This is a genomic window from Psychroflexus halocasei, from assembly GCF_900107595.1.
Taxonomy (GTDB): domain Bacteria; phylum Bacteroidota; class Bacteroidia; order Flavobacteriales; family Flavobacteriaceae; genus Psychroflexus; species Psychroflexus halocasei.
In genome coordinates this window covers 50,302-63,361 of record NZ_FNQF01000008.1, presented here as the reverse complement: position 1 = coordinate 63,361, position 13,060 = coordinate 50,302, and the positions used below count along the sequence as shown (strand labels likewise).

At 33.9% G+C, this 13,060-nt stretch carries 14 protein-coding genes; 11 read left to right on the top strand and 3 right to left on the bottom strand.

The features are described 5' to 3' along the window. Positions 1-3 precede the first annotated feature (3 nt). From BLV84_RS10030 to BLV84_RS10020, 3 genes are all read left to right on the top strand, one after another. The gene (locus BLV84_RS10030) at positions 4-756 is read left to right on the top strand and encodes a T9SS type A sorting domain-containing protein (protein WP_093244545.1); all 753 of its coding nucleotides are present in this window, start codon (positions 4-6) and stop codon (positions 754-756) included. Positions 757-764: 8 nt separating this feature from the next. Beyond that, positions 765-1,823, top strand: a complete 1,059-nt coding sequence (locus tag BLV84_RS10025) for an Omp28-related outer membrane protein (RefSeq protein WP_093244544.1) — start codon at positions 765-767, stop codon at positions 1,821-1,823. A gap of 104 nt (positions 1,824-1,927) precedes the next feature. Continuing rightward, positions 1,928-2,401 carry a CYTH domain-containing protein gene (locus BLV84_RS10020; RefSeq protein WP_093244543.1) on the top strand — a complete coding sequence of 158 codons (474 nt, stop codon included), beginning with the start codon at positions 1,928-1,930 and terminating at the stop codon, positions 2,399-2,401. Positions 2,402-2,475: 74 nt separating this feature from the next. On the opposite strand, the gene BLV84_RS10015 is transcribed toward BLV84_RS10020, so the two are convergent. Both BLV84_RS10015 and ileS read right to left on the bottom strand, forming a co-directional pair. Next, positions 2,476-2,862: a TraR/DksA family transcriptional regulator gene (locus BLV84_RS10015; protein WP_093244542.1), complete on the bottom strand. Its 387-nt coding sequence runs from the start codon at positions 2,860-2,862 to the stop codon at positions 2,476-2,478. A gap of 2 nt (positions 2,863-2,864) precedes the next feature. Continuing rightward, entirely contained in the window at positions 2,865-6,272 is a 3,408-nt protein-coding gene (ileS, locus tag BLV84_RS10010) for an isoleucine--tRNA ligase (protein WP_093244541.1), read from the bottom strand. A gap of 446 nt (positions 6,273-6,718) precedes the next feature. Between ileS and BLV84_RS10005 the strand changes: the two genes are divergently transcribed. The 8 genes from BLV84_RS10005 to BLV84_RS09970 all read left to right on the top strand — a co-directional run bounded on the left by BLV84_RS10005 (position 6,719) and on the right by BLV84_RS09970 (position 12,935). Continuing rightward, positions 6,719-7,348, top strand: a complete 630-nt coding sequence (locus BLV84_RS10005) for a 4'-phosphopantetheinyl transferase family protein (protein ID WP_093244540.1) — start codon at positions 6,719-6,721, stop codon at positions 7,346-7,348. Next, positions 7,345-8,049 carry a phosphoglycerol geranylgeranyltransferase gene (locus tag BLV84_RS10000; RefSeq protein WP_093244539.1) on the top strand — a complete coding sequence of 235 codons (705 nt, stop codon included), beginning with the start codon at positions 7,345-7,347 and terminating at the stop codon, positions 8,047-8,049. The genes BLV84_RS10005 and BLV84_RS10000 overlap by 4 nt, the downstream gene beginning before the upstream one ends. Further along, on the top strand, positions 8,046-8,306 hold the full coding sequence (locus BLV84_RS09995; protein ID WP_093244538.1) for a thiamine-binding protein: 261 nt from the start codon (positions 8,046-8,048) through the stop codon (positions 8,304-8,306). The genes BLV84_RS10000 and BLV84_RS09995 overlap by 4 nt, the downstream gene beginning before the upstream one ends. Continuing rightward, entirely contained in the window at positions 8,290-8,928 is a 639-nt protein-coding gene (gene pnuC, locus BLV84_RS09990) for a nicotinamide riboside transporter PnuC (protein WP_093244537.1), read from the top strand. The genes BLV84_RS09995 and pnuC overlap by 17 nt, the downstream gene beginning before the upstream one ends. Next, entirely contained in the window at positions 8,883-9,440 is a 558-nt protein-coding gene (locus tag BLV84_RS09985) for an AAA family ATPase (RefSeq protein WP_093244536.1), read from the top strand. The genes pnuC and BLV84_RS09985 overlap by 46 nt, the downstream gene beginning before the upstream one ends. Positions 9,441-9,453: 13 nt before the next feature. Continuing rightward, positions 9,454-10,965 carry a DUF4301 family protein gene (locus BLV84_RS09980; protein ID WP_143521350.1) on the top strand — a complete coding sequence of 504 codons (1,512 nt, stop codon included), beginning with the start codon at positions 9,454-9,456 and terminating at the stop codon, positions 10,963-10,965. Next, positions 10,952-11,362 carry an alternative ribosome rescue aminoacyl-tRNA hydrolase ArfB gene (gene arfB, locus BLV84_RS09975; protein WP_093244534.1) on the top strand — a complete coding sequence of 137 codons (411 nt, stop codon included), beginning with the start codon at positions 10,952-10,954 and terminating at the stop codon, positions 11,360-11,362. The genes BLV84_RS09980 and arfB overlap by 14 nt, the downstream gene beginning before the upstream one ends. A 79-nt stretch (positions 11,363-11,441) precedes the next feature. Next, on the top strand, positions 11,442-12,935 hold the full coding sequence (locus BLV84_RS09970; protein ID WP_093244533.1) for a S41 family peptidase: 1,494 nt from the start codon (positions 11,442-11,444) through the stop codon (positions 12,933-12,935). Here BLV84_RS09970 and BLV84_RS09965 read toward each other — a convergent pair. Next, entirely contained in the window at positions 12,932-13,057 is a 126-nt protein-coding gene (locus BLV84_RS09965; RefSeq protein WP_093244532.1) for a FeoB-associated Cys-rich membrane protein, read from the bottom strand. The two genes, BLV84_RS09970 and BLV84_RS09965, sit on opposite strands and share 4 nt — an antisense overlap. Positions 13,058-13,060: the final 3 nt, after the last annotated feature.

The window sequence follows — 13,060 nt, the reverse complement described above, 5'->3', positions numbered from 1 at the left end:
AACATGTTAAAAAAACCACTTTACTTAATCTTAGCTTTATTCATAGGTGTGCATTCTTACGCTCAACTTGACTTATCAACTCTACAAGGAGATCCAATTCAGGATGGTGATGTATTTGATTTCGATCAATTAGGAACAGCCGATCCATCTTCAAGTTCAGGGAAAATTAAATTTGTTATTGCGAATTCATCAGATACTGAGTCGATTAATGTACTTGTAGAAGTCACTTCTCTTACAAACACAGATGGTTCTAGCTCTCAATTATGTGTTCAGCCATTATGTTTTTATGCTGTAAGTGTAGGAACAACGATACCTAATTCACCAATTATTTTGGCGCCAGGAGCTAATAATGGTCCAAGTGATTATTTTTTCAATACTGATGGTGGTGATGGTCAAAATTACCCAATTACTTACGGGTTAAAGTTTTTTACTGTTGATGATCAAGGTGTTGAAACTGGTGAAAGCATTAACGTCACTTATAATTATACACCTGAAACATTTTCTAATGCAAAATTCGATATGTCAGATATCGGTGTTACAGTCGTTAACACAATGGTGAAAGACGTTTTAGATTTTTCAAATGAAGATGCTGTTGATTTTACAATTTACTCTGTCAATGGTCGTCAAATGCATTCATCATCTTATAAAGCTGGTCAACATAGAATTGATTTTTCTGGTTTCGCAACTGGAATTTATTTGTTGAATGTTAAGAATGAAGCAGGACAAACTGCAAATCTCAAATTGATTAAAGAATAATTTTTATAATGAAAAAAAAGAGTTTTGTCGTTTTCACAAGTTTTCTAATTGTTTGCTTGAGTTTCCTTTATTCATGTGAGGAGAAATATGAAATCCAAGAAAGTATCACAGGTATTTACTTGGTTGCAAATGAAAATTCAAGAATCGTAGGGCAAACACTTGAGCTCAATGTGAATACTGATGCTGGAGAAAATGTCACTGATCAATCTTCTATTTTTGTCAATGGAGAACTTCTCGAAGGCAATACTTTTACAACTGATGAAGTTGGTATTGTAAGCGTTCGTGCTGAATATTTGAACTTAAGCTCTGAAGTTTTAGAAGTAGAATTTAGCGATGGCTCTGAAGTTAATTTCAGAAAACGCGCGCTTGTTGAAGATTATACAGGGACATGGTGTGGCTGGTGCCCACGAGTGGCAAAAGCAATTGAATTAGTTGATGAACAATCAGACGATATTGTATTTGTTGCCATACATCGTTCACCGTCAGGTACACAAGATCCTTATGTTTATGGGGAAGCTGATGCTTTAGAAAATCTCATTAACACTCCTGGTTATCCTAAAGGTTTTATCAACAGAATGACCCAATGGGATTTTCCTGAACCTGATAATGTCGGTCAAGTGTTGAGTTTTACTCAAGGTGCAAATCCTAAATTGGGCCTAGCTATTTCATCTGAAATAAGTGGTAATCAGGTTGATTTAGATGTTGATATTCAGTTTAGTCAAGATTTTCAGAACTTAAGAATTGTCGTTTATTTATTAGAAAATGCTTTAGTTCACCCTCAGGTCAATTATACTGCTTATTATGGTGGTGTAAATCCTGTTGAAAACTATGTGCACGATCATACATTAAGGGCGACAATGACAAATATTTTAGGCGACCCGATATCAAATGAAGAAAGCTTAACAGGTAGTATAAGTACGCAATCTTATAGTTTTAATTTACCTTCTGAAATTGAAAATGCTGAAAATATAGAATTTGTAGCTTTCGTTATTGATGAAAATGATGAAGTTATTAATGTAAGAAAGTCAGAGATCAATGCATCTCAAACTTTTGAAATCTTAGAGTAAATAGTTTTTAAATTTATGATTTGATGGAAAAGGTCTGATGAAAATCAGACCTTTTTTTATTTTTAATAAGAAGAATGTTTAGGTTTGTTTTTCAAAATTAAATTATGGCACAAGAAATAGAACGTAAGTTTTTAGTGAAAAATAAATCTTTTATTGAGCTATCATCACATCATGAAAGTTTTAAACAAGCATACCTTAACTCCAACCCTGAAAGATGCGTGCGAATAAGAATTACTGATTCTAAATCTTTTATAACAATTAAAGGAAAATCAACAGATGATGGTTTGTCACGCTTTGAATGGGAAAAAGAAATTCCAACAGATGAAGCGGAGCAACTCATGTTATTATGTGAAGATTTTTCAATTGAGAAAAAAAGATATGACGTTAAAAATGGGAAACACACCGTTGAAGTTGATGTTTTTGAAGGTGCTAATAAAGGCTTAATTCTTGCTGAAATTGAACTCTCTTCAGTTGATGAAACCTATGAAAAACCTGATTGGCTAGGTGAGGAGGTGACAGGACAAAAGCAATATTATAATGCTGCGTTGAGTAATTTTCCTTTTAGTCAATGGTCATAAAAAAATCGTCTTAAAATTTGAAGCTTATTGTCTAACCTCAAGCTTTAAGACGATTTCATGATTTTGAATAGATATTATTTCTGCTGATTCTTAGCTTCAATGCTCAATGTCGCGTGAGGAACTAATTTTAATCTTTCTTTCTGGATTAATTTTCCTGTCACACGGCAAATACCAAAAGTTTTGTTTTCAATACGTACCAAAGCGTTTTTAAGATCTCTGATAAACTTCTCCTGACGAATAGCCAATTGAGAGTTTGCTTCCTTGCTTAAAGTGCTACTGCCTTCATCAAAAGATTTAAACGTCGGTGAAGTGTCTTCAGTATCGTTTGAACTTCCATTTTTGTAAGCATCGACATAAAGCTCTAGCTGATGCTGTGCATTTTCGATTTTATTAAGGATAAGGCTTTTGAATTCTGCTAAATCTTCATCAGAATATCTCTCTTTTGTTGTTGATTCGCTCATAATTAATTGATTTTAGATATGCTTAAAACGGTTTTGACGTCATCAAATTCAATTTCAGTTCCGTTTTTAACACTCTCGTTAATATATAAATTTTCTGTCAAAGTTTCTAATTTTATGTAATCAAAATTAGCTTCAACAGCTTTTTCTATTTTTTCTGTTTTTTGTAACTCAATTGTAATTTTATCAGTCACTTCAAAACCTGAATCTTTTCGCATATTTTGTATGCGGTTGACAAGCTCTCTTGCGATTCCTTCATTGATGAGTTCTTCAGTTAAACTCACATCAAGTGCAACTGTCACGCCATTTGATGAAGCGACAAGCCAACCTTCAATATCTTGAGAAATGATCTCAACTTCATCTATTGAGATGTTTGTTTTTTCACCATTGATATCAATTTCTAAACTTTTTTCTTGCTCAATTTTAGAAATATCAGCCGCTTCAAGTTTTTGAATAGCTTGAACAGCATGCTTCATTTCTTTACCAAATCTTGGACCAAGAACTTTAAAGTTAGGTTTGATTTCTTTGATTAAAATTCCTGATGTATCATCTAAAAACTCAACAGATTTGACGTTAATTTCAGATTTAATCAAGTCTGAAACTTCTGAAATTTCATCTTTGATGTTTTCATCTAAAACAGGAATCATAATACGTTTGAGAGGTTGTCTCACTTTAATCATTTCCTTTTTACGTAACGATAAAGCTAATGAAGAAATTGTTTGTGCCATTTGCATTTTATGCTCAAGCTTTTCATCAATCATGCTTTCGTCAGCTTTTGGGAATTCTGATAAATGCACACTTTCAGAGAAATCTCCTTTAATGTGTGTTGTCAAGTCTTTATAAAGTCTGTCGCTAAAGAATGGTGCTACAGGCGCTGAAAGCTCTGCAATCACTCTTAAGCATTGATGTAATGTTTGGTAAGCCGAAATTTTATCGGTTTTATAATCGCCCTTCCAGAAACGTCTTCTGCTGAGACGAACATACCAATTACTTAGATTTTCCTGAACAAATTCTGAGATTGCTCTTGTCGCCTTCGTCGGTTCGTATTCAGCGTAAAAAGTGTCAACGGTTTTGATTAAACTATTGAGCTCAGAAAGAATCCATCTGTCAATTTCTGGTCTGTCTTCTCTTGCAATGTCTTTTTCTGAGTAATCAAACTCATCGAGATTTGCATAAAGTGAGAAGAACGAATATGTGTTGTAAAGCGTTCCGAATAATTTACGTTGCACTTCGCCAATGCCTTCTAAATCGAACTTAAGGTTATCCCAAGGATTTGCATTCGAAATCATATACCAACGTGTGGCATCAGGTCCATATTTCTTAAGTGTTTCAAAAGGATCAACAGCATTGCCAAGTCGTTTCGACATTTTTTGTCCGTTTTTATCTAAAACAAGTCCGTTTGAAACAACATTTTTATAGGCAACGTCATCAAAAATCATTGTAGCGATAGCATGCAATGTGTAAAACCAACCACGCGTTTGATCAACACCTTCAGCGATAAAATCAGCTTGTCGCCATGTATTTTCAACTTCTTCTTTTTTCTCAAAAGGATAATGCCATTGTGCGTAAGGCATTGAACCTGAATCAAACCAAACATCAATCAAATCAGCTTCACGCTTCATTGGTTTTCCTGTTTTTGAAACTAAAATAATGTCATCAACAATATCTTTATGCAAGTCAACTTTATTATAGTTTTCATCAGATAAATCTTCTGTATCAAAATCAGCATAAGGATTGTCAGACATGTAGCCTGCAACCATTGATTTATCGATTTCTTCTTTTAATGTTTTGACAGAATCCATGACTTTCACCTCTTGTCCATCTTCTGTTCTCCAGATCGGAAGCGGGATTCCCCAGTAACGTGAACGTGATAAATTCCAATCATTTGCATTGGCTAACCAATTTCCAAAACGACCTTCTCCAGTTGATTTTGGCTTCCAGTTGATGTTTTTATTCAGCTCATGCATTCTGTCCTTAAATTCGGTCACTTTAATGAACCAAGAATCTAAAGGGTAGTAGAGAATAGGTTTATCTGTTCGCCAGCAATTTGGGTAACTGTGAACATATTTTTCAACAATAAAAGCTTTGTTTTCTTCTTTGAGTTTGATGGCAATTTCAACATCAACAGATTTCCCTGGAGCTTCACCATCAGCGTAATATTCGTTTTTGACATACTTGCCTGCGAGTTCGCCCATTTCTGGTCTGAACTTTCCTTTGAGGTTCACAAGCGGCACTAAATTTCCGTTTTCATCTTTTACCAACATGCCTGGCACTTCAGGGTTGGCTTGTTTTGCCACTAAGGCATCATCAGCACCAAAAGTTGGCGCTGTGTGTACGATTCCTGTTCCATCTTCAGTTGTCACAAAGTCTCCAGCGATGATGCGGAAAGCGTTTTCTGGTGTATGGTATGGTTTCGTATAATCTAAAAGTTGCTCGTATTTTGCGTCAACCAATTCATTTCCTTTAAATTCTGAAGAAACGAAATAAGGTATTTTTTTATCGCCAGCATTGTAATTGTCAAGCTCAGCAACATCTTCAACTTTCTTAAATTTCTTTTTAAATAAGTTTGAAACCAAAGCTTTGGCAGCAATGATATTGATGGGTTTGTGTGTGTACTGATTGAAAGATTTGACAAGCACATAATCAATCTTTTTTCCTACAGTTAAAGCTGTGTTACTCGGAAGCGTCCAAGGCGTTGTTGTCCATGCAAGAAAATGAATATCACCATCAACATCTTGCAGATGCTGAGGTAAAGTTTCTTTTATGGCTTTAAACTGTGCTGTCACCGTTGTGTCAGAAACATCTTGATAGGTCCCTGGCTGATTAAGCTCATGCGAGCTCAGGCCGGTTCCTGCTTTTGGTGAATATGGCTGAATTGTGTAGCCTTTATAAATCAGGTCTTTATCATAAATCTGAGAAAGCAACCACCATACACTTTCCATATATTTTGACGTATAGGTGATGTATGGGTCGTTCATATCAACCCAATACCCGATTTTTTTGGTCAAATCATTCCAAACATCTGTATAACGCATTACAGCATTTTTACAGGCTTTGTTATAATCTTCGACCGAAATTTTAGTTCCGATATCTTCTTTGGTAATACCAAGTTCTTTTTCAACACCTAATTCAACAGGAAGACCATGTGTGTCCCAACCTGCTTTACGCTTTACTTGGTAACCTTTTTGTGTTTTATAACGACAAAAAATATCCTTGATTGAGCGCGCCATCACGTGGTGAATGCCAGGTAAGCCATTTGCAGATGGTGGTCCTTCAAAGAAAACAAAAGGCTCTTGACCTTCTCTTGAAGTCACGCTTTTATCAAAAATTTGGTTTTCTTCCCAGAACGCTAGAATTTCTTCTGCGACTTTTGGCAAGTTTAAACCTTTGTATTGCGGAAATTTTTTGCTCATTTTAACTATTGATTTCAAATGATTCGCGAAAATAATGATTTTTACTTAACTCAATATGAGAATGTAAAGTGATATTTGAAATATGTATAAAATTAATTTCAGTTTAGAATTAAAAGCTTGATATTCATTTGTTTTTTATCTTTTATAAATGCCTAGAAATAGTCGTTTCAAAGCTTTTGTAGTCTTGTTTTAAAAAAGTTGATTTTCTTCTTTTTTGCTAAATTAAATTTATCATAAATGAAATTGATTTCTTTGTTTAAGAAGATTTTGTGTATGGGAAAAACTCTTTATTCAAAAACCAGAATCGTGTTTGTTTTTTTCGGCGTGATAACCAGTAAGATAGACAGCTCTGATTTTGTAGGTTGTATATGTTCATGTTTTGGTATGCATAAGTAATAATTTAAGTACTTTTGAACATCAAATTTAAGTAATTCAAGCAAATATTTATGCCGATTTACAAGAGACTATCGATTGATGAACAAACGACTGTATTGATATGGAAGATTGAAGAATCACTCGAAGAGCTAAAGGAAAACATCACATTATCACCTTATTGCGCTTCTCGTTATGACGCAATGAAATCCGAAATTCATAAAAAAGGTTTTATGAGTATTCGGCATTTACTAGCTGAATTTAGATATACAGATTCAGATTTGATTTATGATGAAAAAGGAAAACCACATTTAAAAGACGATAAAGAAATCTCGATTACACATTCTTTTGAATTTACGGCGGTTATTGTTTCTGATAAACCTGTTGGCATTGATATAGAAAAACAACGAGATAAAATAAAAATCATCGCCCCGAGATTTACGCCTGTTGATGAATATAATGCTTTAGGGCCAAAAGATTTAATTAAAAAATTAACCATTGTTTGGGGAGCAAAAGAATCGCTTTATAAGCTTTATGGTAAAAAAGGTCTGCGGTTTTATGAAGATATTTTTGTGCATGATTTTGATTTCACTGCAGGAACGACAAATGCAGAAGTGAATCATCATGGATTAGAAACACATTACACATTGAATTTTCTTGATTTTGAAGGGTTTATTTGTGTTTACGCAATCGCTTTATCATGAGTCGTATCAATCAATCCATTTTTAAAAAAATAAAAAATCAGAAGTCACTCGCTATTTTGATTGATCCTGATAAGTTTGAAGGCTCTTCAGTTAATCAACTTGTTGAAATGCTTCCTAAAGAAATCAGCTTTATTTTGGTTGGCGGAAGCACGGTTGATGATGGTGATGCCGAAAATTGTGTCAGAGCTTTAAAAAAGGCAACTGATTTGCCAATTGTTTTATTCCCAGGGTCATATCGCCAAATCACTAAACATGCAGATGCTTTGTTTTTTATGAGCTTATTATCAGGTGATAATTCAGAATACTTGATACATCAGCAACGCAAATCTATTGATTGTATTTTGGCATCTAAACTTGAAATTATACCCACGGCTTATATTTTAATCGATGGTGGTAAAATAACTTCCGTAGAAAGAATAAGTCAAACAAATGCGATTCCGCAAGATGATTTAAAGTACATTTTAGATACAGTGATGGCTGGTGAATTTATGGGGAAATCATGTGTATATTTGGAAGCTGGTAGTGGTGCTGAATTTCCAGTTTCTACAGAAATTGTGAGAGCAGTTAAAGCCATAAGCTCAATGATCATAATTGTTGGCGGTGGTATCAGAACTCAAAAACAACAAAAAGAATTATATGAAGCAGGTGCCGACGTTATCGTTATCGGAACTGCTTTTGAACAAAAAATGAATAAATTATGAGAATTTCAGTCGAGTTAACCCTGACACCAATTCAGGACGATTATGAACCTGCGATTATTCAGTTGATCAAAAACTTGAGAAAATCAGGTTTACGAGTGCTTGAAAATCCTTTAAGTACGCAAGTTTACGGTGATTATGATAAAGTGATGGAAGTCCTGAATGAAGAAATCAAAACAGCCATGGAAGGCATGGAACGCGGATTGATTTATATGAAGATTGTAAAAAGTGATCGCCAGAATTATGAGCCACATTTTTGATTGGTTGCTGTCACAATACGACGGTGCAGAAACCTACCTTATTGTTTTAGAAAGTATTGCTGTTGTCTTTGGATTTCTAAGTGTTTGGTATTCAAAACAAGATAATCTTCTTGTCTTTCCGACAGGAATTATCAGTACAGGAATCTTCGTTTATATCCTAAATATCTTCGGACTTTTAGGGGATATGCTCATCAATGCTTACTATTTCAGTATGAGTATTTATGGTTGGTATATGTGGACGAGAAAGGTTGATGACACTCATTTTATCCCAATTAAAAGAATCAATGCTAAAGAGAAAAAGCAATCTGTTTTTCTTTTTATTGGCGCCATCGTTTTTGTCGGTTTAGTTTACACTTATTTTGAAAAATGGAACGACTGGACAGCTTATGTTGATACATTTACCACAGCTTTATTTTTTATAGGGATGTGGCTAATGGCTAAGAAAAAATTGGAGAATTGGATTTACTGGATCATCGCTGATATAATTTCAATTCCACTTTATTTTTATAAAGGTTTAGGGATAACAGCTTTGCAATACATTTTATTTACTATTGTTGCGATTTACGGTTATAGAGCATGGAAAAAAGAACTGAACAAACCCAAAGAGACATTGTTAGAATAGTCTTGTTTGGGCCTGAATCGACAGGAAAAACAAGTCTTGCTAAAGCTTTAGCAAAACACTATAAAACAAAATGGGTGCCTGAGTTTGCCCGCGATTATTTGCAAAATAAGTACGACGAATCAGGACTCATTTGTGAAACTAAGGATATCACACCTATTGCTGAAGGTCAGTTAAAAATTGAGAACAAAGTCGCTAAAGACGTAAATAATTTGTTATTTTGTGATACAAATGCATTGCAAACTTTAGTTTATACTGAAGCTTACTATGACAATTACGAAAATGAAAGGCTCAATCAGCTTGTTCGTGATCTTAATTATGACTATTATTTTTTAACCTATTATGATACGCCATGGGAAGACGACGATTTAAGAGATAAGCCAAATGAACGCGAAGCTATGTTTAACAGATTTCATCAAAAACTCATCCTACACAATCAACCTTTTAGTATTCTAAAAGGCGATGAAGCTGTGCGTTTAAAGCAGGCGACGCAAATTATTGACCAACTATTTTAAAAAACAATTAATCATGTCTAAATTTTATCCTGAAGATTTAAGTCATATTCATTCGCATGAATTAACGCCAGAAAAAGTGAATGCAGATGTTAACTGCTTTAAAAACGGTTTTGAAACATTACAAATTATCAAGCCAGCCACTTTGAATGATGGCATCTTGAAATTAAATCAAGCTGACATTAAAAAATATTGTCAAGCTTACGATCAGGCTGAAATTGATGTGACGAAATTTGTTCCTTCAAGTGGAGCAGCTTCACGCATGTTTAAAGATTTACATCATTTTGTAAATACTTACGATAAACAACAACCACTCAAAAATAATTTGATTGCTCATGATCTTGAGCATTTATTAGATTTTTTTGAACATATACAAGACCTGCCATTTTATGGAGCCCTTGTTGAAAAAATGGGTTCGACGAAAACTAAGTTGACTTCTGATGAAGAAAAATTTGAATTCATAAAAGCGGCCTTGTCATATTCTGATTTGCCAAAAGCTTTAATTCCTTTTCATAATTATGGTCAGCATTTACTTTCAGCTTTTGAAGAACATTTCTTTGAAGCTGCAGAATACGCATCTCAAAAAGGAATTTCAAAATTACACTTTACAATTTCAGAGTTGCATCGTGAGAAATTTGATCAGTTTTTAGTAGAGAAAACTGATTTTATTTCAGAATATACAGGTGTTAAATTTGAGGTAAGTTTTTCATACCAATCACGGTCAACTGATACTGTTGCTGTTAATCCAGACTTATCTTTATATAGAGATCAAAATGGAAAACTTTTATTCAGACCAGCTGGCCATGGTGCTTTAATCAGTAATTTGAAAAGTATCGATAGCGATTTGATTTTTATCAAAAACATTGACAATGTACATTATAAGCCAGGAACGGAAGATGAGGATGTCAATGTTATTTATAAAAAAGCTTTAGCGGGATTGTGTTTAGATTTTGAAAATCAGTTAAAATCTCATATCAGAAATTTGAAAAATCATGCTTCTGTAAGTCAAATCAAAGCAGCGCAAGGTTTTGTTCAAACACATTTCCAAAATTCAGTTGAAGAAAACGTACAATGTTTGCTAGAATTTTTGGAAAAACCAATCCGCGTATGTGGAATGGTTAAAAATGAAGGTGAGCCAGGTGGAGGACCTTTTTGGGTAAAAACAAAAGATGGAGAAATGAGCCTTCAAATTGTTGAAAAATCTCAAATCGATCTTCAAAATGGAAATCAAGTTCAGTTGATGGAAGGCTCTACGCATTTTAACCCTGTTGACATTGTTTGCAGCATTAAAGATGTCGATGGAAATAATTACGACTTAGAAAAGTTTGTTGATTATAATCAAGGCTTCATCGCTGATAAATCTGTGAATGGGAAGCCAATTAAAGCTTTAGAGTTGCCAGGTTTGTGGAATGGCGGAATGGCAGATTGGCACACCATTTTTGTTGAGGTTCCTGTAGAAACCTTTAATCCGGTAAAAACAGTGGTGGATTTGTTGAAGCCAAGACACCAAACTTATGTTGAAATTTGATAAAAATCTTTTAGAAAGAGAAATTGATTTTCAAACCAGCTTAAGCGGTGGTCCAGGAGGACAGCATGTCAATAAAACTGAAACCAAAGTTATTTTAAAATGGAATTTTGAATCTTCTGAAGTGTTATCAGAAGTTCATAAGGGTCGTGTTCGTCAACATTTACAACGCTTTATTGTGCAAGATGATTATTTGCAAATGTCATCAGCAGAAACACGAAGTCAGCATAAAAACAAAAAATTGGTTTTTGAGTTGTTGATGTCTCACTTGGAAAAAGCTTTTCAGCCAAAAAAGAAAAGAAAGAAAACAAAGCCAAGTAAAATGCAAAAATTAAAGCGATTGCAATCCAAAAAGAAACAATCCGAAAAGAAAAGCCTCCGTAAGAAACCAGATTATTAAAGAGGGTTACTCATAAGAAAAAACATATCTTGCTTAATTCATCGTCTGATTGTGAAAAGTCAGATTTAGATATATCAAAATGACAAAGTATCTTCTCGGAATCTGTTTGATTTTATTTTCCAACTTTAGTTTTTCACAATCTATTTCAAAAGAGCAAGCTTTAGAGGATATTGACGAATTTATTGCTTTATTAGAAACAGAGTCTTCTTATTATCAGCTCTCCGATTTTGATTTTGAAGCGCGTTACACTCAAATTAGAGATAACATTCAAAAGAAAGATTCTGTCAGAATTGATTTTTTAGCTTATGAGTTTGAAAAAATCATTGCAGAAACCATCGATAGACATGCAAATATTAGATTTAAAAAGTCTAAAAATAAGTCTTCAAATACACCTGATTTGTACTTCCCTTTTGTAGTTTCTTCTCTAAACGGGAAAGTCGTTGTTTTAAGAGAGAAAAAATCTAAAAATGAATATCAGTTTGTCAAGAAAAAATATCCATACCTTAAAAGTATCAATGGAATTTTAATCGATGATTTTTTAGAAAAATATGCATACAGAAGAAAATTATCACCAAAGCAAGCGCAGCTAACCGATGCTTTGTTAGACTTGAAAAGAACAGGAAAGCTTTATCAAAAACAAGACGAAGAAATTCCTGAGAAAATCGACTTGGTTTTGACAAAAGGTCAAAAAGATTTTGAAATGAAACTTCCTTTGAGTCGAGAAAAACATGATTGGTTTCATCTAGGATCTTTGAGATATCATAAGGAGATGAAAACTTTTTTTAGAGATAAAAATTTTGATTTATCTCAATTAGATCAATGGCTGACAGATTCTATTGCCTATCTCGCTATCCCAGCGATGCAGAGTTATCGCAGAAATACAAAGCTTGAAGCTTATCTTAAAAATACAATTGAAAAATCAAGAAATGCAAAAGCTTTAATTGTCGATTTGCGAGGTAATGGTGGCGGAACAAGAGAAATATTGAATACTTTATCTGCTTATTTTGTACAACCAGAACAATCACCTTGGGTTGCAAATGTAGCGCATGTACGAAGCGATCAACGTCTGAATGAAGACATGTCTTCTATGCGAGGCAGATTCCTTTTTAATTATGATTCTGAGTTTTTATCTGATGATGACAGAGAAGCAATTGATGCTTTCAGTAAAAATTTTGAGGCTAAATATAATTTTGATAAGAAAAAATTTAGCAGTCCATTTTATATGGTTTTGAACAGTGGTGAAAAACCGTTTAAAACGCCTGTTTATCTTTTGGTCAATGAAGAAAGCTTTAGTGCAGCTTCAGTTTTTACATCAGCTTTTAAAGGTTTGCCAAATGTGAAAGTTGCTGGTGTCACAACCAATGGCTCAAGCGGAAGATCGGTGAGGTTTTATTTAAAAAACTCGAACATCCGCGTCAAGTTGTCAACAATGCTTTCCTTTCAAAGAAACGGAAAAACCCTTGATGGAAATGGAACTCAACCTGATGTGTTAATTGAAAGAAGAGAAGCGCAAGTTTTAGGTCAAAAAGATACGCAGCTCGAAGATTTGATTGAAATCATTAATGATAATTAATCACAACCGCAATCAGACATGCCACATGATTTAGCGGTTTTCTTACTTTTCCAAAAGAACTTTTTGATGATAAAACCGATTGCAATTGCAAAGGCGATAAAAACTAAAATTTCTTGTATCATAAT

Excerpts from the sequence above, each read along its gene's own strand:
- BLV84_RS10015 (WP_093244542.1), bottom strand. The coding sequence starts at position 2,862 with ATGAGCGAATCAACAACAAAAGAGAGATATTCTGATGAAGATTTAGCA.
- BLV84_RS09970 (WP_093244533.1), top strand. The coding sequence starts at position 11,442 with ATGACAAAGTATCTTCTCGGAATCTGTTTGATTTTATTTTCCAACTTT.
- BLV84_RS10030 (WP_093244545.1), top strand. The coding sequence starts at position 4 with ATGTTAAAAAAACCACTTTACTTAATCTTAGCTTTATTCATAGGTGTG.
- BLV84_RS10000 (WP_093244539.1), top strand. The coding sequence starts at position 7,345 with ATGAGTCGTATCAATCAATCCATTTTTAAAAAAATAAAAAATCAGAAG.
- BLV84_RS10005 (WP_093244540.1), top strand. The coding sequence starts at position 6,719 with ATGCCGATTTACAAGAGACTATCGATTGATGAACAAACGACTGTATTG.
- BLV84_RS09965 (WP_093244532.1), bottom strand. The coding sequence starts at position 13,057 with ATGATACAAGAAATTTTAGTTTTTATCGCCTTTGCAATTGCAATCGGT.
- arfB (WP_093244534.1), top strand. The coding sequence starts at position 10,952 with ATGTTGAAATTTGATAAAAATCTTTTAGAAAGAGAAATTGATTTTCAA.
- BLV84_RS09980 (WP_143521350.1), top strand. The coding sequence starts at position 9,454 with ATGTCTAAATTTTATCCTGAAGATTTAAGTCATATTCATTCGCATGAA.
- BLV84_RS09985 (WP_093244536.1), top strand. The coding sequence starts at position 8,883 with ATGGAAAAAAGAACTGAACAAACCCAAAGAGACATTGTTAGAATAGTC.
- pnuC (WP_093244537.1), top strand. The coding sequence starts at position 8,290 with ATGAGCCACATTTTTGATTGGTTGCTGTCACAATACGACGGTGCAGAA.
- BLV84_RS09995 (WP_093244538.1), top strand. The coding sequence starts at position 8,046 with ATGAGAATTTCAGTCGAGTTAACCCTGACACCAATTCAGGACGATTAT.
- ileS (WP_093244541.1), bottom strand. The coding sequence starts at position 6,272 with ATGAGCAAAAAATTTCCGCAATACAAAGGTTTAAACTTGCCAAAAGTC.
- BLV84_RS10020 (WP_093244543.1), top strand. The coding sequence starts at position 1,928 with ATGGCACAAGAAATAGAACGTAAGTTTTTAGTGAAAAATAAATCTTTT.
- BLV84_RS10025 (WP_093244544.1), top strand. The coding sequence starts at position 765 with ATGAAAAAAAAGAGTTTTGTCGTTTTCACAAGTTTTCTAATTGTTTGC.